16 protein-coding genes are annotated in these 18,593 nt (G+C 73.4%); 13 read left to right on the top strand and 3 right to left on the bottom strand.

Annotated elements, in window-relative coordinates; all coding sequences use genetic code 11:
- Positions 1 to 155: 155 nt before the first annotated feature.
- Together ACYVO2_RS29455 and ACYVO2_RS29450 are read right to left on the bottom strand one after the other, a co-directional pair.
- Positions 156 to 788, bottom strand: coding sequence for a response regulator (locus tag ACYVO2_RS29455; protein ID WP_461011114.1), 633 nt, complete (start codon positions 786 to 788; stop codon positions 156 to 158).
- On the bottom strand, positions 788 to 2,026 hold the full coding sequence (locus tag ACYVO2_RS29450; protein ID WP_461011078.1) for a sensor histidine kinase: 1,239 nt from the start codon (positions 2,024 to 2,026) through the stop codon (positions 788 to 790). The genes ACYVO2_RS29455 and ACYVO2_RS29450 overlap by 1 nt, the downstream gene beginning before the upstream one ends.
- Positions 2,027 to 2,255: 229 nt before the next feature.
- Here ACYVO2_RS29450 and ACYVO2_RS29445 point away from each other — a divergent pair, with 229 nt between their 5' ends.
- Entirely contained in the window at positions 2,256 to 4,703 is a 2,448-nt protein-coding gene (locus ACYVO2_RS29445) for an FtsX-like permease family protein (RefSeq protein ID WP_461011077.1), read from the top strand.
- 55 nt (positions 4,704 to 4,758) lie between these two features.
- Here ACYVO2_RS29445 and yidD read toward each other — a convergent pair whose 3' ends face one another.
- On the bottom strand, positions 4,759 to 5,199 hold the full coding sequence (gene yidD / locus ACYVO2_RS29440) for a membrane protein insertion efficiency factor YidD (RefSeq protein WP_461011076.1): 441 nt from the start codon (positions 5,197 to 5,199) through the stop codon (positions 4,759 to 4,761).
- A 514-nt stretch (positions 5,200 to 5,713) separates the two neighbouring features.
- Between yidD and ACYVO2_RS29435 the strand changes: the two genes are divergently transcribed.
- The 12 genes from ACYVO2_RS29435 to nuoL all read left to right on the top strand — a co-directional run bounded on the left by ACYVO2_RS29435 (position 5,714) and on the right by nuoL (position 18,593).
- Positions 5,714 to 6,073: an NADH-quinone oxidoreductase subunit A gene (locus tag ACYVO2_RS29435; RefSeq protein WP_461011075.1), complete on the top strand. Its 360-nt coding sequence runs from the start codon at positions 5,714 to 5,716 to the stop codon at positions 6,071 to 6,073.
- A 72-nt stretch (positions 6,074 to 6,145) separates the two neighbouring features.
- On the top strand, positions 6,146 to 6,700 hold the full coding sequence (locus ACYVO2_RS29430) for a NuoB/complex I 20 kDa subunit family protein (RefSeq protein ID WP_461011074.1): 555 nt from the start codon (positions 6,146 to 6,148) through the stop codon (positions 6,698 to 6,700).
- Positions 6,697 to 7,410 carry an NADH-quinone oxidoreductase subunit C gene (locus tag ACYVO2_RS29425; protein ID WP_461011073.1) on the top strand — a complete coding sequence of 238 codons (714 nt, stop codon included), beginning with the start codon at positions 6,697 to 6,699 and terminating at the stop codon, positions 7,408 to 7,410. Before ACYVO2_RS29430 ends, ACYVO2_RS29425 begins: the two co-directional genes overlap by 4 nt.
- Positions 7,410 to 8,741 (top strand): NADH-quinone oxidoreductase subunit D, encoded by a 1,332-nt coding sequence (locus ACYVO2_RS29420; protein ID WP_461011072.1) that lies wholly within the window; start codon positions 7,410 to 7,412, stop codon positions 8,739 to 8,741. The genes ACYVO2_RS29425 and ACYVO2_RS29420 overlap by 1 nt, the downstream gene beginning before the upstream one ends.
- Positions 8,738 to 9,592, top strand: coding sequence for an NADH-quinone oxidoreductase subunit NuoE (gene nuoE, locus ACYVO2_RS29415; RefSeq protein ID WP_461011071.1), 855 nt, complete (start codon positions 8,738 to 8,740; stop codon positions 9,590 to 9,592). Before ACYVO2_RS29420 ends, nuoE begins: the two co-directional genes overlap by 4 nt.
- Positions 9,589 to 10,941, top strand: coding sequence for an NADH-quinone oxidoreductase subunit NuoF (gene nuoF, locus ACYVO2_RS29410; RefSeq protein WP_461011070.1), 1,353 nt, complete (start codon positions 9,589 to 9,591; stop codon positions 10,939 to 10,941). The genes nuoE and nuoF overlap by 4 nt, the downstream gene beginning before the upstream one ends.
- Entirely contained in the window at positions 10,938 to 13,478 is a 2,541-nt protein-coding gene (locus tag ACYVO2_RS29405) for an NADH-quinone oxidoreductase subunit G (protein ID WP_461011069.1), read from the top strand. The genes nuoF and ACYVO2_RS29405 overlap by 4 nt, the downstream gene beginning before the upstream one ends.
- Complete coding sequence (nuoH, locus tag ACYVO2_RS29400) at positions 13,475 to 14,866, top strand: NADH-quinone oxidoreductase subunit NuoH (protein WP_461011068.1); 1,392 nt, start codon at positions 13,475 to 13,477, stop codon at positions 14,864 to 14,866. The genes ACYVO2_RS29405 and nuoH overlap by 4 nt, the downstream gene beginning before the upstream one ends.
- A complete protein-coding gene (gene nuoI, locus ACYVO2_RS29395) occupies positions 14,859 to 15,494 on the top strand; it encodes an NADH-quinone oxidoreductase subunit NuoI (protein WP_461011067.1) in 636 nt (211 codons plus the stop codon). The genes nuoH and nuoI overlap by 8 nt, the downstream gene beginning before the upstream one ends.
- Positions 15,491 to 16,339 carry an NADH-quinone oxidoreductase subunit J gene (locus ACYVO2_RS29390; protein ID WP_461011066.1) on the top strand — a complete coding sequence of 283 codons (849 nt, stop codon included), beginning with the start codon at positions 15,491 to 15,493 and terminating at the stop codon, positions 16,337 to 16,339. The genes nuoI and ACYVO2_RS29390 overlap by 4 nt, the downstream gene beginning before the upstream one ends.
- Positions 16,336 to 16,635, top strand: coding sequence for an NADH-quinone oxidoreductase subunit NuoK (gene nuoK / locus ACYVO2_RS29385; RefSeq protein WP_461011065.1), 300 nt, complete (start codon positions 16,336 to 16,338; stop codon positions 16,633 to 16,635). Before ACYVO2_RS29390 ends, nuoK begins: the two co-directional genes overlap by 4 nt.
- Before the next feature lie 11 nt (positions 16,636 to 16,646).
- Entirely contained in the window at positions 16,647 to 18,593 is a 1,947-nt protein-coding gene (gene nuoL, locus ACYVO2_RS29380) for an NADH-quinone oxidoreductase subunit L (protein ID WP_461011064.1), read from the top strand.

The raw sequence follows: 18,593 nt of genomic DNA, 5'->3' as shown, positions 1-18,593 counted from the left end.
AGACGTGAATCGCCACCGTGTCCTCCGGGTCGGAAATGGACTCAGACTGGCACGGTCGCCGTGTGGTGCGGGCAGTTGCGGCATATCGCCCCGCCGGTGGCCGCCGGTCTGGTAGAAGAGCGTGCCCGGGTGCCGCTCAGCGGTCCGCGCCCGGCTCACGCCCGCAGGTACGCCAGTACCGCCAGCACCCGGCGGTGGGTGTCCTCGGCGGGCGGGAGGTCGAGCTTGGTGAGGATGCTGCCGATGTGCTTGCCGACGGCCGCCTCGCTGACGACCAGGGCCCTGGCGATGGAGCCGTTGGACCTGCCCTCGGCGATGAGGGCCAGCACCTCGCGCTCGCGCGGGGAGAGGCGCTCCAGCGGGTCGCGGCGGTGCCGCAGCAACTGGCGGACGACCTCCGGGTCGATGACCGTGCCCCCGGCCGCCACCCGGTCCAGCGCGTCGGCGAACTCGGCGACCTGGCCGACCCGGTCCTTGAGCAGATAGCCGACGGCCCGCCCGCCGCCGGAGTCGAGCAGGTCGCCGGCGTAGGCGCGCTGCACGTACTGGCTGAGCACCAGCACCGGCAGCCCCGGGTGGCGCTCGCGCAGCGCCACGGCGGCGCGCAGGCCCTCGTCGGCGAAGGACGGGGGCATGCGCACATCGGTGACGACGATGTCGGGGGCGGCCGCGGCGACGGCCTCGGCCAGCGCCGCCGGGTCGCCGACGGCCGCCGCCACCTCGTGGCCGAACCGCTCCAGCAGGGCGGCCAGGCCCTCCCGCAGCAGGACGCTGTCCTCGGCCAGCACTACTCGCAAGGGATCTCCACGCTCAGCACGGTGGGCCCGCCGGGCGGGCTGGACAGGGACAGTGTGCCGTCCAGGACGGCGACCCGGTCGGCCAGGCCGGTCAGCCCCGTGCCGCGGGAGGCGTCGGCGCCGCCGCCGCCGTCGTCGTGGACGGCCAGCCGCAACCTGCCGTCGCGCACGCGGGCGTGCAGGCGGACGCGGCCCGCGCCGCTGTGCTTGGCCGTGTTGGTCAGGGCCTCGCAGACCACGAAGTAGGCGGCGGACTCCACGGCGGGCGGCAGCCGGGAGGGCAGCTCCACGTCGGTGTCCACCGGCACGGGGCAGCGGTCGGCGGCGTCGGCCGCGGCGGCGGCCAGACCCAGGTCGGTGAGCACCCGCGGGTGGATGCCCCGGACCAGCTCGCGCAGCTCGGCGAGGGCGGCCTGGGCCTGCTCGTGGGCGCGGGCCAACTGGTCGGCGTGGGGTCCGGGCGGGGCGTCGAGGCGGGCCAGGCCCAGTGTCATGGTGAGGGCGACCAGGCGCTGCTGGGCGCCGTCGTGCAGGTCCCGCTCGATGCGGCGCCGCTCCGCCTCGAAGGCGTCCACCAGGCGGGCCCGGGAGCGCACCACCTCGGGCAGCTTCCGCTCGGCGTCCCGCGGGACCAGCACCGCGCGGGTGAGCGCGGCCCTGGCCCGGGCCAGGGCGGTCAGCGGGTGGGCGAGCAGCAGGAAGGCGACCGCGCCCAGGGCGGCGACCGCGAGCGCCTGCGGCCAGGAGGTGACCGTCCACTCCTTGACGACGGTGGCCTCCTCGCCCTCGCCGACGGTGGCGAACAGCACGGGCGTGGCCACCAGGCCCGCGGGCACCGCGACGGCCAGGAACGCGGCCAGCAGGTCGAGCGGCCACAGGACGACCGCGAACAGCACCCCGAACCCCAGCTCCCGCCAGGTGGCGGCCTCCCGGAACCGGGTGCGCGCCCACGCCGCGAGGCCCGGCCGGTCCGGCTCCGCGTGCGGGCTCGGCGCGGGCGCGCCGTCCACCAGCCGCAGCCGCCGCCGCTCGACCGCCGCCAGCGGCACCCCGCCCAGGCACAGCGCGCCCAGCAGCGGCAGGCCGACCAGGACGACGGACAGCGCCGCGCCCACCGCCGCGAGCACCACCAGCGCCACCAGGGCGGCCGCGCCCACGGGGGCGGAGCCGAGCAGGTACAGGGCCGAGCGCCACGGGCGCGGGCGGGGCGGACGGCGAAGGAGAGGCATCCGGCCACGGTAGAGCCGTCCCCCGCCGGCGCGCGGTGGGGGCAGGGGCCGCTTCCCGGGTATGCCTGGCCCCACCCCCGAAGTGGGCCCCGGGTTCCTGCGGCGGCCCGGGGGCGGCCGGTTGGCTTGCCGCCATGGATCACAGCACCGGCACGGAGCACGGCAGGGGCGGCGGGGCAGGGCCCGCAGCGGTGGCGCGGACCCGCGGCGGGGCGGCGGGGGCGGCGACGTGCTGAGGGTGGCGCTGCGGGCGCGCTGGACGACGTTCACCGGCACGTTCCTGGCCCTGGCCCTCGGCGTCGGGGTGATCGCGACGATGTGCCTGGCGCTGGCCGCCACCTTCGACGCGCCCCGCCGCGGCACCGAGCGGTTCGCCGCGGCGCCGGTGGTGGTGCGCGGCGCTGACGAGGCGCGGGTGGGGGAGAGGACCGTGCCGCTGGAGCGGGCCGCGGCGGTGCCGGACGAGGTGCTGCGGCAACTGGCCGGAACCGGCCGGGTGGTGCCGGACCGCACCTTCCCGGTGCGGATGGACGGCCTGCCGCGAGGCACCGTGGGGCACCCGTGGGCGGCGCACGCGTTCACCCCGTACCACCTGCTGCGGGGGCGGGCGCCGGCCGTGGCGGGCGAGGTCGTGGTCGAGGCGGGCGCGGGGGTCCGGGTGGGGGAGCGGGTGCGCCTGGTCACGCCCGCGGGAGTGGGCGGGCGCACCGTGGTGGGCGTGGTCGCGGACCGGCCGTTCGAGTCGGCGGTGTTCCTCCCCGACGCGGAGGCGGCCCGGATCGCGCCCCGGGTGGAGGCGGTCGCGGTGTACGGCGCGCCGGCGGGCGCGGTGCGCGCCGCGGTGCGGGACGCCCCCGGGCTGCGGGTGCTCACCGGGGACGCCCGGCGCGCCGCCGACCCTGACCCGGACCGGGACGCGCGGGCGCTGGTGACGGTGAACGCGCTGCTGGGCACGGCGGCCGGGGTGACCGGGTTCGTGTCGGTGTTCGTGGTGGCGTCCACGTTCGCCTTCTCGGTGGCGCGGCGGCGGCGCGAGTTCGCCCTGCTGCGGCTCGCCGGGGCCACACCGGGGCAGGTCAGGGCGGTGGTGCTGGGCCAGGCCGCGGTGGTCGGGGCGGCGGCGTCGGCCGCGGGGTGCGCGCTCGGCGCGGCGGGCGCGCCGGTCCTGGCGTCGTGGCTGGTGGAGCGGGGGGCGGCGCCCGAGTGGTTCGCGGTGGGCGACCAGCGGTGGCCGCTGCACGTGGCGTTCTGGACCGGGCTGCTCGTGGCGCTGGCCGGGGTGGTGGCGGCGACGGCGCGCGCGGGCCGGGTCGCCCCGGCCGAGGCGCTGCGGCAGGCCGCCGCCGACGACCGGTTCCGGCCCCTGGGGCGACTGCTGTGCGGCGCGGCGCTCGCCGCGGGCACGGTGGGGGTGATGGCCGTCGGGCTGGTCACCGACCCCGGTGACCTGCTGCACCGCAAGACCTACACCACCCGGCCCATGCTGCTCGCCGGGGCGTGCGCGCTGCTCGCGCCCGCGCTGGCGGGCCCCCTGGTGGCGGCGCTGGCCCGGCCGCTGTCCCGGCTGCCCGGCGTCACCGGCAGGCTCGCCGCGGCGGGCGCGTCCGCGGGCGCCCGGCGCACCGCGGCCGCCGCCGCCCCGGTGCTGCTCACCGTGGCCCTCACCGGCTGCCTGCTCGGCGCGGCGGCCACCGCCGGCGAGGCCAGGGCCGCGCAGGCGAGGGCGCGCACCGCGGCGGACTTCGTGGTCGCCGCGGACGGCGCGGCGCTGCCCGCGGACCTGGTGCGGCGGGTGCGGGCGGTGGCGGGCGCGCGGACGGCGGCGTTCGCCGAGGGACGGGTGTACGCGCGGGAGGGGCCCGCGGTGATCCGGTCGCGGGCGCACGCCGCGGAGCCCGCCGAACTGCGGGCGCTGGCCAGGCCGCCGCTGGTGGCGGGCTCCCTGGCGGACCTGGACGACGGCGGGATCGTCGTCAACGAGGAGTGGACCCGGCGCACCGTGGGCGAGCGGGTGCCGGTGCGGCTGGGCGACGGGCGCGCGGCGCGGTTGCGGATCGTGGCGGTGATGCGGGCCGGGACGGGGGACAACGGGGTGTACGTCACCCCGCGCAACGCCGGCGGGGCGGAGGTCACCCGGGTCGAGGTGCGGGTGCGGGAAGGCGCCGGGCGGGAGGCGGTCGCCGCGGGGCTGCGCGAGGCGGCCCGGCCCTACGGCGCCACCGTGGCGACGGCCTCCCGCTGGGTCGCGGCCACCCATCCCCGCACCGGGGAGCAGACCAGGCTGGGGGTGTTCCTGGTGCTGGGCATCGCGCTGCTGTACACGGCGCTCTCGCTGGTGAACACCCAGGCCATGGCGGTGGCCGACCGGACGCGGGAGCTGGCCGCGCTGCGACTGGCCGGGGCCACGGCCGGGCAGGCGGTGCGGGTGGCCGCCGCCGAGGCGCTGCTGGTCGCCGTGGTCGGCGCGGTGCTCGGGGCGGGGGTGGTCGCGGTGCAACTGCTGGGGCTGCAACTGGCGCTGGCGGTGCTGTCGGTGGACAGCGCGGTGGTGGTGCCGTGGCCGGAACTCGGCGGGGTGACGGGGGGGTGCGCGGCGCTGTCGGTGGCGGCGGCGGTGGCCGCGGCGTGGGTGGCGCTGCGGCGCGGCCGGCGGCGCGGGGCGGTCCCGGCCGTCTGACGCGCGCGGGGGCGGGCCGTCCGGCCCGCCCCCGCGCGTGCGTGTGCCGCCCGCCTCACATGCCGGGCACCGGGTCGGCTCCGCGGCCCCCGTTCGGGGTGCAGCGGGCCAGCCTGCGCAGGGTGAGCAGGCCGCCGCGCAGGGCGCCGTGGCGGCGCAGGGCGGTGGCCGCGTAGGCCGAGCAGGTCGGGGTGTAGCGGCAGCGCGCGCCGTAGCGGGGGCTGATCCGGAGCTGGTAGTAGCGCACCGCGGTGTGCATGCGGCGGGCGAGGAACCCGCGGGGCGCGGCTCCGACCCGGCCCGCGGCCTCGGCGTTGATGGCCCGCACCGTGCGGCCGACGCCCAGCACCGCGCAGACCACCGCGCCGAGCATGTGCACCTGCGTCCAGAGCTGGAAGCTGCAACAGTCCAGGCCGTCGCAGCCGCAGTCGGACGCGTCTCCCTTGTTCTTCTTCTTTTTGTCTTTTCTCTTCCGCCCCAGGCAGCCGTCTGCCATCCTCAGCCTCCCCGTTCTCCCGCGTCTCCCGCGCGGCGCCGTGCTCCTGCCGGGCGTCGCGTGTCGCGCGCCCGCCCGGCTCATGATCGCAGCATTTCGGCCACCGGCACAGTCCGGCACCACCGGGACCGGCGGCGGGCCGCTTGTGAATCCGCGGACATCCTCGCCGCGGCGACTCGCCCCGCCCCGGAGGGGCCCGGCCGCTAGCACGGCGCTCGAGGCCGATCAAATTTGCGCCGCACTGCCCGGCTTGATAGTGGACTCGCCGCTCGCACCCCTGCTGACCAGGCAAAAGTTCACCACAGGTGATCATGTGTGCGCTTGAGGTACGAGTATCCGGACCGCCTCGCGCTCAACCCCCGACCCCGGGTGTCAAAGATCACAAACCTGGGGCGCGACCCCGTGTCGCAGATCACAGAGCTGGGGGAATAGGATGCAGGCGATCCGGGCTTGTGAACTGACTCACATATGGCCCGTCCGCAGTCAACGCCGACTGGAGAGAGGAGCCGAGGACGTGAACGCCTACGCGCCGATCCTCGTACTCGGAGGCCTCGCGGCCGCCTTCGCGATCGGGTCGCTGATCCTGGCCGTCCTCATCGGGCCCAGGCGTTACAACCGGGCCAAGCTCGAGGCGTACGAGTGCGGCATCGAGCCGACGCCGCAGGCGATCGGCGGCGGGCGCTTCCCGATCAAGTACTACCTGACGGCGATGCTGTTCATCATCTTCGACATCGAGATCATCTTCCTCTACCCGTGGGCGGTGTCCTTCGATGCCATGGGCCTGTTCGGCCTGGTCGAGATGGTGCTCTTCGCGCTCACGGTGGCGGTCGCCTACGCCTACGTGTGGCGCCGGGGAGGGCTCGAGTGGGACTGACCGGACCAGCGGGACGGTAGCCGGGCCGCCGTCGGGCGCGAGCCCGCGGCATTCGCGATAGGGGCGATTCGGATGGGTATTGAGGAGAAGCTGCCGAGCGGCTTCCTGCTCGACACGGTCGAGAACGCCGCGGGCTGGGCACGGAAGTCGTCGGTCTTCCCGGCCACGTTCGGCCTCGCGTGCTGCGCGATCGAGATGATGACCACCGGCGCGGGGCGGTACGACCTGGCCCGCTTCGGCATGGAGGTGTTCCGCGCCTCACCGCGGCAGGCCGATCTGATGATCGTCGCCGGCCGGGTCAGCCAGAAGATGGCGCCGGTCCTGCGGCAGATCTACGACCAGATGCCCGAGCCCAAGTGGGTCATCTCCATGGGCGTGTGCGCCTCCTCGGGCGGCATGTTCAACAACTACGCGATCGTGCAGGGCGTGGACCACATCGTGCCGGTCGACATCTACCTGCCCGGCTGCCCGCCGCGCCCCGAGATGCTCATGGACGCGATCCTCAAGCTGCACGAGAAGATCCGCCACTCGCCGCTCGGGGCGAACCGCGAGCAGGCCGCCAAGGAGGCCGAGGAGGCCGCGCTGAAGGCGGTGCCGACGATCGAGATGAAGGGGCTTCTCCGGTGAGTGAGCCGCACCTGACCGGCGGGGCCGTACCCGCCCCCCGCGGTGAAGAGGGCGAGGCGGTCGGCGTCCGCCGCGGCATGTTCGGGGCGGAGGGGCCGGGCGACACCTCCGGCTACGGCGGCCTGGTCCGCACCGTCCGCCTGCCCGCGCCCTCCCCCCGCCCCTACGGCGGCTGGTTCGACGAGGTCGCCGACGAGCTCGACGGGGCGCTGGAGGAGCAGGGCGCCGCCTACGAGGAGGCCGTCGAGAAGGTCGTCGTCCACCGCGGCGAGATCACCTTCCATGTGCGCCGCGAGCACCTGGTGCAGGTGGCCAGGACCCTGCGCGACGACCCGGCGCTCCGCTTCGAGCTGTGCCTGGGCGTCAGCGGCGTGCACTTCCCCGACGACGCCGGGCGCGAGCTGCACGCCGTCTACCACCTGCGCTCGATCACCCACAACCGGCTGATCCGGCTGGAGGTCACGGCCCCCGACGCCGACCCGCACGTCCCGTCGCTGGTGGAGGTCTACCCGGCCAACGACTGGCACGAGCGGGAGACCTACGACTTCTTCGGGCTGATCTTCGACGGCCACCCGGCCCTGACCCGGCTGATGATGCCGGACGACTGGCAGGGCCACCCCCAGCGCAAGGACTACCCGCTCGGCGGCATCCCCGTCGAGTACAAGGGCGCCCAGATCCCGGCTCCCGACCAGCGGAGGTCGTACAGCTGATGAGTACGAACAGCACCCACCAGGCGGAGTTCAGGGAGACCACCGAGGGCCCGGTCTACACCGTCACCGGCGGCGACTGGGACGAGGTCGTCAAGGCCGTCGGCAGCCACGACGACGAGCGCATCGTGGTCAACATGGGCCCCCAGCACCCCTCCACGCACGGTGTGCTGCGCCTGATCCTGGAGATCGACGGCGAGACCGTGCAGGAGGCCCGCTGCGGCATCGGCTATCTGCACACCGGGATCGAGAAGAACCTGGAGTACCGCACCTGGACCCAGGGCGTCACCTTCGTGACGCGCATGGACTACCTCACCCCGTTCTTCAACGAGACCGCCTACTGCCTGGCCGTGGAGAAGCTGCTGGGCATCGAGGACGAGATCCCGGACCGCGCCAACGTCATCCGCGTGCTGCTGATGGAGCTCAACCGGCTCTCCTCGCACCTGGTGTGCATCGCCACCGGCGGCATGGAGCTCGGCGCCACCACCGTCATGGTGTACGGCTTCCGGGACCGCGAGCACATCCTGGACGCCTACGAGCTGATCACCGGCCTGCGGATGAACAACGCCTACATCCGCCCCGGCGGACTGGCCCAGGACCTGCCGCCCGGCGCCGTGGACCACCTGCGCGAGCTGGTGAAGACCCTGCGCCGGAACCTCCCGGAGTACGACAAGCTCGCCACCGGCAGCCCGATCTTCAAGGCCCGGCTGTGCGACATCGGCTACCTGGACCTCACCGGCTGCATGGCGCTCGGCGCCACCGGACCGGTCCTGCGCTCCGCGGGACTGCCGCACGACCTGCGCAAGGCGCAGCCCTACTGCGGCTACGAGACCTACGAGTTCGACGTGCCGACCACCGACACCTGCGACGCCTACGGCCGGTTCCTGATCCGGCTGGAGGAGATGCGGCAGTCCCTGCGCATCGTCGAGCAGTGCCTGGACCGGCTGGAGCCGGGCCCGGTCATGGTCGGCGACAAGAAGATCGCCTGGCCCGCGCAGCTCGCCCTCGGCCCGGACGGGCTGGGCAACTCCCTGGACCACATCAGGAAGATCATGGGCACCTCCATGGAGGCCCTGATCCACCACTTCAAGCTCGTCACCGAGGGTTTCCGCGTGCCGCCGGGCCAGGCGTACGCGGCCGTGGAGTCCGCCAAGGGCGAACTCGGCGTGCACGTGGTCAGCGACGGCGGCACCCGGCCCTACCGGGTCCACTTCCGCGACCCGTCGTTCAGCAATCTCCAGTCGATGTCGGCGATGTGCGAGGGCGGCCAGGTCGCCGACGTCATCGTCGCCGTGGCGAGCATCGACCCCGTGATGGGAGGCGTGGACCGATGACGGCTCAGGTGGATCTCGGACTGCCGGAGCTGCCGCCTCCGGACTACCCGCCCGAGGTGCGCGCCCGTCTGGAGACGGACGCCAAGGAGGTCATCGCCCGCTACCCGGGCAGCCGCTCCGCGCTGCTGCCGCTGCTGCACCTGGTGCAGGCCGAGGAGGGCTACGTCAGCCGCACCGGCATGCGGTTCTGCGCCGAGATGCTGGACCTGGCCCTGGCCGAGGTGACCGCCGTGGCCACCTTCTACACCATGTACCGGCGCCGCCCCTCCGGCGACTACCAGGTCGGGGTGTGCACCAACACCCTGTGCGCGGTGATGGGCGGGGACGCCATCTTCGAGGAGCTCAAGCGTCATCTGGGCGTCGGCAACCAGGAGACGACCGAGGACGGCGCGATCACCCTCGAGCACATCGAGTGCAACGCGGCCTGCGACTTCGCGCCCGTGGTGATGGTGAACTGGGAGTTCTTCGACAACCAGACCCCCGAATCGGCGAAGAAACTGGTGGACGACCTGCGGGCGGGGCGCGGCGCCGAGCCCACCCGGGGCGCGCCCCTGTGCACGTTCAAGGAAACGGCCCGCATCCTCGCCGGGTTCCCGGACCCGCGCCCCGGCGCCGTGGAGGCCACCGGCGGCGCGGGCCCCGCCTCGCTCGCCGGGCTGAGGCTGCACCGGGGCGAGGCCGCCCCCGCCGGGCCCGCCCCGGCCAGGGGCAAGGTCCCGCCGCAGGCCGAGGCCGTGCAGGACGCCCCGCCGAGCCCCAGCTCGCACGACGCCCCGCGGCCCACCTCGGCGTCCGACCCGGCGAACCCCGCGGGCCCGGTCGCCGGCGGAGAGCAGGGGGAGGGCCGATGACCACCTCCGACACGCTCGGTCCCGACAAGCTGCTCCAGCCGGTGCTCTCCGCGTTCTGGGACGACCCCAGGTCCTGGACGCTGGAGACCTACCTGCGCCACGACGGCTACGAAGGGCTCCGCAAGGCCCTGGCCATGCCGCCCGACGACGTCATCGCGCTGGTGAAGGACGCGGGCCTGCGCGGCCGCGGCGGCGCGGGCTTCCCCACCGGCATGAAGTGGCAGTTCATCCCGCAGGGCGACGGCAAGCCGCACTACCTGGTGGTCAACGCGGACGAGTCCGAGCCGGGCACCTGCAAGGACATCCCGCTGCTGTTCGCCAACCCGCACGCCCTGATCGAGGGCATGGTCATCGCCTGCCACGCGATCCGCTCCAACCACGCCTTCATCTACCTGCGCGGCGAGGTGGTGCCGGTGCTGCGGCGCCTGCACCACGCGGTGCGCGAGGCGTACGAGGCGGGCTACCTCGGCAAGGACATCCTCGGCTCCGGCCTGGACGTGGAGATCACCGTCCACGCCGGCGCGGGCGCCTACATCTGCGGCGAGGAGACGGCGCTGCTCGACTCCCTGGAGGGGCGGCGCGGCCAGCCGCGGCTGCGCCCGCCGTTCCCGGCCGTGGCGGGCCTGTACGCCTGCCCGACCGTGGTCAACAACGTGGAGTCCGTCGCCTCGGTGCCCGCCATCCTGGCGCGCGGCAAGGAGTGGTTCCGCTCCATGGGCACCGAGAAGAGCCCCGGCTTCACCCTCTACTCGCTGTCCGGGCACGTCACCAACCCCGGCCAGTACGAGGCCCCCATGGGCGTCACCCTGCGGCAACTGCTCGACATGTCCGGCGGCATGCGCAAGGGCCACCGGCTGAAGTTCTGGACGCCCGGCGGCTCGTCCACGCCGCTGTTCACCGACGAGCACCTGGACGTGCCGCTGGACTTCGACAGCGTGGCCGCCGCCGGCTCGCTGCTGGGCACCAAGGCCCTCCAGTGCTTCGACGAGACCACCTGCGTGGTGCGCGCCGTCACCCGCTGGACGGAGTTCTACGCGCACGAGTCCTGCGGCAAGTGCACCCCCTGCCGGGAGGGCACCTACTGGCTCGTCCAGTTGATGCGCGGCATCGAGGCGGGCGACGGCAAGCCGGAGGACCTGGAGAAGCTGTCGGACATCTCCGACAACATCTTCGGCAAGTCCTTCTGCGCCCTCGGCGACGGCGCCGCCGCGCCCATCCTGTCGTCGCTCAAGCACTTCCGCGCCGAGTACGAGGCGCACATCGAGCAGCGCGGCTGCCCGTTCGACCCGGCAGCGTCCACCGCGTGGGCGGACCGGGCCAACCCCGCTCCCCAGGAGGTGAACGCATGACGGTCACGACCGGTTCGCGGGCGGGCGCCCCGGCGGTCCCGCCGGAGGACCTCGTGACGGTGACCATCGACGGGATCGAGGTCAGCGTGCCCAAGGGCACGCTCGTCATCAGGGCCGCCGAGCTCATCGGGGTCGAGATCCCCCGGTTCTGCGACCACCCGCTGCTGGACCCGGCGGGCGCCTGCCGCCAGTGCATCGTGGAGGTCGAGGGCCAGCGCAAGCCGATGGCCTCCTGCACCATCACCTGCACCGACGGCATGGTGGTCAGGACCCAGTTCACCTCGCAGGTCGCCGAGAAGGCGCAGCGCGGCGTGATGGAGCTGCTGCTGATCAACCACCCGCTGGACTGCCCCGTCTGCGACAAGGGCGGCGAGTGCCCGCTCCAGAACCAGGCGATGCAGGTCGGCGACCCGGACTCCCGGTTCGAGGGGAAGAAGCGCACCTTCGCCAAGCCGGTGCCGGTCTCCTCGCAGGTGCTGCTGGACCGCGAGCGCTGCGTGCTGTGCGCGCGCTGCACCCGCTTCTCCCAGCAGATCGCCGGGGACCCGTTCATCGAGCTGCTCGAGCGCGGCGCCCTCCAGCAGGTCGGCACCGGCGACCAGGCGCCGTTCGAGTCGTACTTCTCCGGCAACACCATCCAGATCTGCCCGGTCGGGGCGCTGACGTCGGCGGCGTACCGCTTCCGCTCGCGTCCGTTCGACCTGGTCTCCTCGCCCGGCGTGTGCGAGCACTGCGCCTCGGGCTGCGCGACCCGCACCGACCACCGGCGCGGCAAGGTCCTGCGGCGCCTGGCCGCGGACGACCCGCAGGTCAACGAGGAGTGGAACTGCGACAAGGGCCGGTTCGCCTTCCGCTACGCCCAGGGCCGCGACCGGATCACCACCCCGCTGGTGCGCGACCCGGCCACCGGTGAGCTCACCCCCGCCGGCTGGCCCGAGGCGCTCGAGGTGGCGGCGAAAGGGCTGGCCGGGGCGCGCGGTCGGGCCGGGGTGCTCACCGGCGGCCGGGTGACGGTGGAGGACGCCTACGCGTACGCGAAGTTCGCCCGCGTCGCCCTGCACACCAACGACGTGGACTTCCGCGCCCGGGTGCACAGCGCCGAGGAGGCGGAGTTCCTCGCCGCCGAGGTCGCCGGGCGGGGCGTGTCCCTGGACGGCTCCGGTGTCACCTACGCCGCGCTGGAGCAGGCCCCGGCGGTGCTGCTCGTCGGCTTCGAGCCGGAGGAGGAGTCGCCGATCGTCTTCCTGCGGCTGCGCAAGGCGCACCGCAGGAAGGGCCTGCGGATCTGGTCGGTCGCCCCGGTCGCGACCCGCGGCCTGGCCAAGCTCGGCGGCACCCTGTTCCCGGCCGCGCCCGGCACCGAGCCGGAGTGGCTGGACGCGCTGGCGGGCTCCCAGCCGCCCGAGGGGGCGCTGGCCGCCGCCGAGGCGCTGCGCGAGCCGGGCGCGGTGGTGCTGGTCGGCGAGCGGCTCGCCGGGGTGCCCGGCGCGCTCACCGCCGCGGGCCGGCTGTCCGCGGCGACCGGCGCGGCCCTGGCCTGGATCCCGCGCCGGGCGGGCGAGCGCGGCGCGCTGGAGGCCGGGGCGCTGCCGGGGCTGCTGCCCGGCGGGCGCCCGGCGCTGGACCCGGTGGCCCGCGAGGAGACCGCCCTGGTGTGGGGGACCGCGGAGCTGCCGAACCGCTTCGGCAGGGACACCGCGGGCATCCTCGGCGCCGCGGCCGCGGGCGAGCTCGCCGCGCTGGTCGTCGGCGGTGTGGACGTGGACGACCTGCCGGACCCGCGGCGCGCCCTGGAGGCGCTGGACGCGGTCGGGTTCCTGGTCAGCCTGGAGCAGCGGCACTCGGAGGTCACCCGGCGCGCCGACGTGGTGCTGCCGGTGTCGGCGGTCGCGGAGAAGTCGGGGACGTTCCTGGACTGGGAGGGCCGTGCCCGCCTGTTCGAGGCCGCGCTCAAGCCCGACCAGATGACCACCCGGCACCTGCTGCCCGACCTGCGCGTGGTCAACATGCTGGCCGACGCCATGGACGTGCACCTGGGCCTGCCCGACGTGGCCGCCGCCCGGCGCGAGCTGGACCGGCTCGGCGCGTGGACCGGCGGCTGGGTGACCCCGCCGACCGAGCCGGGGCGCCAGCCCGTGCGGCCGGGCGCGGGGGAGGCGGTGCTGGCCGGGCACCGGCTGCTGCTGGACAACGGCAGGCTCCAGGAGCACGAGCCGCACCTGTCCGGCACCCGGCACCCTGCCGTGGCGCACCTCTCGCCCGCGACCGCGGCCGAGGCCGGCGTCGCGGACGGCGAGCCGCTGCGGGTCACCGGCCCCGCGGGCTCGGTGGAGCTGCCGCTGAAGGTGGCGGCCATGCCGGACCGGGTGGTGTGGCTGCCGCTGAACTCGGTGGGCCGCGGCGCGGCGCACGAGCTGGGCCGGGTGCCCGGCGAGCTGGTGACGATCGGCCCGGCGCGGCCGGACGGCGCCGCCCCGGTTCAGGCGGCGGGGACGGCCGGCGCGGCCGCGACGGCTGGTGCGGAGGAGGACTCATGACCGTGACCGCGGCGGAGGACCTGTCGCTCTTCGGGACCGACGAGTGGTGGCTGGTCTGCCTGAAGGCGGTCTTCGTCTTCGCCTTCCTGATGGTGACCGTGCTGCTGTCCATCGTGTGGGAGCGCAAGGTCGTCGCGTGGATGCAGTTGCGCATCGGGCCCAACCGGCACGGCCCGTGGGGGACGCTCCAGTCCCTCGCGGACGGCGTGAAGCTGATGCTCAAGGAGGACATCGTCGTCAAGGGCGCCGACCGGGCGGTGTACCTGCTGGCGCCCATCGTGGCGGCGATCCCCGCGTTCATGGCGTTCGCCGTCATCCCGTTCGGCCCGGCCGACCACCAGATCTCGGTGTTCGGCGAGCGCACCACGATGCAGCTCACGGACCTGTCCGTCGGCGTGCTGTACATCCTGGCGACCGCGTCCGTGGGCATCTACGGCATCGTGCTGGCGGGCTGGTCGTCCAACTCGCCGTACCCGCTGCTCGGCGGTCTGCGCTCCACCGCGCAGATGATCTCCTACGAGATCGCCATGGGCCTGTCGTTCGCGGCGGTGTTCATCTACTCCGGCTCGATGTCCACCTCGGAGATCGTGAACTCGCAGCAGGACCGCTGGTTCGCGGTGCTGCTGCCGGTGTCCTTCATCGTCTACATCATCGCGATGGTCGGCGAGACCAACCGCGCCCCCTTCGACCTCCCGGAGGCCGAGGGCGAGCTGGTCGGCGGCTTCAACACCGAGTACTCGTCGATCAAGTTCGCGATGTTCATGCTCGCCGAGTACATCAACATGGTGAACGTCTCGGCCGTCGCCACCACGCTGTTCCTCGGCGGCTGGCGGGCGCCCTGGCCGATCAGCGGCTTCTGGGAGGGCGCGAACCAGGGCTGGTGGCCGATCCTGTGGTTCTTCCTCAAGCTCCAGGTGTTGATCTTCCTGTTCATCTGGCTGCGCGGCACGCTCCCACGGATGCGCTACGACCAGTTCATGCACCTGGGCTGGAAGATCCTCATCCCGGTCTCCATGGTCTGGCTGCTGCTGGTGGCCACCGTCCGCGCGCTGCGCAACGAGGGCTACGACTTCCAGGAGATCGCCCTGTACGTGGCGGGCGGCGTACTGGTGGTGGCGCTGCTGTCCTTCGTCGTGGACTTCGTCCGCGGCGGGGGCGAACGCGAGGAGGAGGCGGCGAAGGCGCTCGCGCCGCAGCAGCCCTTCGACCCGATGGCGGGCGGCTTCCCCGTCCCGCCGCTGCCGGGGCAGACCCTGCCGCCGGTGCCGCGCCGCAAGCCGCGGGCGGCCCGGGAGGCGGACGCCCACCTGGTCGGGACCGCCTCGTCCGGCGGCGCCGGCACGCAGGCGGGCGCGGACAACACAGCTAAGGAGACAGACGGTGCCTGATTTCCTGGGCCCGGTCTCGGGCTTCGGCGTCACGCTGAAGGGTTTGTTCAAAAAGCCCCTGACCGAGCAGTACCCCGAGGAGAAGAAGCCCACGGCGCCGCGCTTCCACGGCCGCCACCAGCTCAACCGGCACCCGGACGGGCTGGAGAAGTGCATCGGCTGCGAGCTGTGCGCCTGGGCCTGCCCCGCCGACGCGATCTACGTCGAGGGCGCGGACAACACCGAGGAGGAGCGCTACTCCCCAGGGGAGCGCTACGGCGCGGTGTACCAGATCAACTACCTGCGCTGCATCCTGTGCGGCCTGTGCGTCGAGGCGTGCCCCACCCGGGCGCTGACCATGACGAACGAGTACGAGCTGGCCGACTCCAGCCGGGCGTCGCTCATCTACACCAAGGAGGAGCTGCTCGTCGGCCTGGAGGACGGCATGGTCGCCCCGCCGCACGCGATGTACCCGGGGACGACGGACGACGACTACTACCGCGGCCTGGTCACCGAGGCGGCGCCGGGGACCGGGACGCAGACCCCGAGCTCCCGCATCGACCAGCCCGACGACGAGGGCAATGTGGCCGCTCCCGTGCGCGAGGCCGCGGGGAACGCCTCAGCCGCCCGTTCGGAGGCCGACTCGTGAACGCCCTTGCGCAGACCGGCACCTCCACCGGCGAGGCGGTGCAGTTCTGGATCCTGGGCACGATCGCGGTGGTCGGGGCCCTGTGCACCGTCACGATGAAGAAGTCCGTGCACAGCGCGCTCAGCCTCGCCGGCACCATGATCATCCTGGCTGTGTTCTACCTGTCCCAGGGCGCCTACTTCCTGGGCATCGTGCAGATCGTCGTCTACACCGGCGCGATCATGATGCTGTTCCTGTTCGTGCTGATGCTGGTCGGCGTCACCGCGGCGGACTCCCTGAAGGAGACCCTCAAGGGCCAGCGCTGGCTCGCCGCGCTCTGCGGGGTGGGCTTCGGGATCCTGCTCGCCGCCGGGATCGGGAACGCCTCCATCGACTCCTTCACCGGGCTCGGCGAGGCCAACAGCGGCGGCAACGTCGAGGGCCTGGCCCAGTTGATCTTCAACCGGTACGTGTGGGCGTTCGAGCTGACGGGCGCGCTGCTGATCACCGCGGCGGTCGGCGCGATGGTCCTCACCCACCGGGAGCGGATCACCAAGGCGCCGACCCAGCGGGAGCTGGCCGAGCGCAGGGTCCGGGAGAACAAGCAGCTCACCCCGCTGCCCGCGCCCGGCGTCTACGCCCGGCACAACGCCAACGACATCCCCGCCCTGCTGCCCGACGGCACCATCGCCGAGGCGTCGGTGAACCGCACCCTGCGGGCCCGCGGCCAGATGCGGGACGTCAGGAACGAGCCGCTGGCCGACGTCGCCGAGCTCGAGGGGCAGGCCGAGATGTGGCTCGGCCGGGCCGCGCCGGGCCGGCCGCGCGACGGCGAGGAGTCCGAGTCGGAGGGCGCCACCAAGTGAACCCGGTCAACTACCTGTACCTGTCCGCGCTGCTGTTCACCATCGGCGCCGCGGGCGTGCTGATCAGGCGGAACGCGATCATCGTCTTCATGTGCGTGGAGCTGATGCTCAACGCCTGCAACCTGGCGCTGGTCACCTTCTCCCGGATCCACGGCAACCTCGACGGCCAGATCATCGCGTTCTTCGTGATGGTCGTCGCGGCGGCGGAGGTCGTGGTGGGTCTCGCGATCATTCTGATGATCTTCCGTGTCCGCCACTCGGCCTCGGTCGACGACGCCAACCTGATGAAGCTGTAGAGGGGCTGGACGTGGAGAACCTCATCGGACTGCTCATCGGGGCGCCGCTGTTCGGGGCGCTGGTCCTGCTCTCGCTCGGGCGCAGGACCGACCGGATCGGCCCCTGGCTGGGCACGCTGCTCGCGGCCACCTCGTTCGCCATCGGGTGCGTGCTCTTCGCCGACATGCTGGGCCGCGACGGCGAGGACCGCACCTACACCGAGCACCTGTTCTCCTGGGTGCCGGTGGAGGGCTTCCGGGCGGACGTCGCCTTCCAGTTGGACCAGTTGTCGATGACGTTCGTGCTGCTGATCACGGGCGTCGGCACGCTGATCCACCTGTACTCGATCGGGTACATGGAGCACGACGAGCGCAGGCGGCGCTTCTTCGGCTACCTGAACCTGTTCCTCGCGGCCATGCTGCTGCTCGTCCTCGCCGACAACTACCTGCTGCTGTACGTCGGCTGGGAGGGCGTGGGCCTGGCCTCGTTCCTGCTGATCGGCTTCTGGCAGCACAAGCCGAGCGCGGCCACGGCGGCGAAGAAGGCGTTCCTGGTCAACCGGGTCGGCGACGTCGGCCTCTCGATCGCGATCATGCTGATGTTCACCACTTTCGGCTCGTTCGCCTTCGACGAGGTGCTGCCGAACGCCGGGGAGGCCAGCGAGGGCCAGCTCACCGCGATCGGCCTGATGCTGCTGCTCGCCGCGTGCGGCAAGTCGGCGCAGGTGCCGCTCCAGTCCTGGCTCGGCGACGCCATGGAGGGCCCGACCCCGGTCTCCGCCCTCATCCACGCCGCCACCATGGTCACCGCGGGCGTCTACCTGATCACCCGCTCCGGCGAGATCTTCAACGGGGCGCCGGCCGCCCAGACCGCGGTGGTCACCGTGGGCGCGGTCACGCTGATCTTCGGTGCGATCGTCGGTTGCGCGAAGGACGACATCAAGAAGGCCCTGGCCGGGTCCACCATGTCGCAGATCGGCTACATGATCATGGCGGCGGGCCTCGGCCCGATCGGCTACGTGTTCGCCATCATGCACCTGGTCACGCACGGCTTCTTCAAGGCGGGCCTGTTCCTCGGCGCCGGTTCCGTGATGCACGGGATGAACGACGAGGTCGACATGCGCAAGTACGGCGGGCTGCGCAAGTACATGCCGATCACCTTCGCCACCTTCGGCCTCGGCTATCTGGCGATCATCGGCTTCCCCGGCCTTTCGGGCTTCTTCACCAAGGACAAGATCATCGAGGCGGCGTTCGCCAAGGGCGGCACCGAGGGCTGGATCCTCGGCTCGGTCGCCCTGCTCGGCGCCGCGATCACCGCGTTCTACATGACGCGGGTGATGCTGATGACGTTCTTCGGCGAGAAGCGCTGGGGCCCCACGCCCGACCCGCAGCGGGCGCCGAGCGCGGAGCCCGCCGCGGAGACCGGGGGCGCCAAGGACGTGCCGCACCCGCACGAGTCCCCGTGGAGCATGACGGTGCCGATGATCCTGCTGGCGTTCGGCTCCGTCTTCGCCGGCCTGCTGTTTACGATCAACGACGCCTTCGTGAACTGGCTGGAGCCGGTCACCCACCACGACCACGGCGACTCGCCGCTCAGCGCCACCGCCGTGACCGCCTCCACGGTCACCGCCATGGTGGTCGGGGTCACCATCTCCTGGCTGATGTACGGCAGGTCGCCGGTGCCGGCCGTGGCGCCGCGCGGCTCGCTGCTCACCCGGGCCGCCCGCCGCGACCTGCTCCAGGACGACTTCAACCACGTGGCGTTCGTCCAGACCGGCTCGTACCTGACCCGTGGCCTGGTCTACGTGGACCACAAGGGCGTGGACGGCGTGGTCAACGGCACCGCCGCCGCGGTCGGCGGCCTGTCCAGCCGGATGCGGCGCCTCCAGAACGGCTACGCACGCTCCTACGCCGTGTCGATGTTCGGTGGTACCGCGGTGCTCGTCGCCGCGACCCTGCTGATGAGGGCGGTCGCCTGA

Source organism: Streptomyces capparidis (genome assembly GCF_054782095.1).
This window is presented reverse-complemented; position numbering and strand designations above follow the sequence as displayed.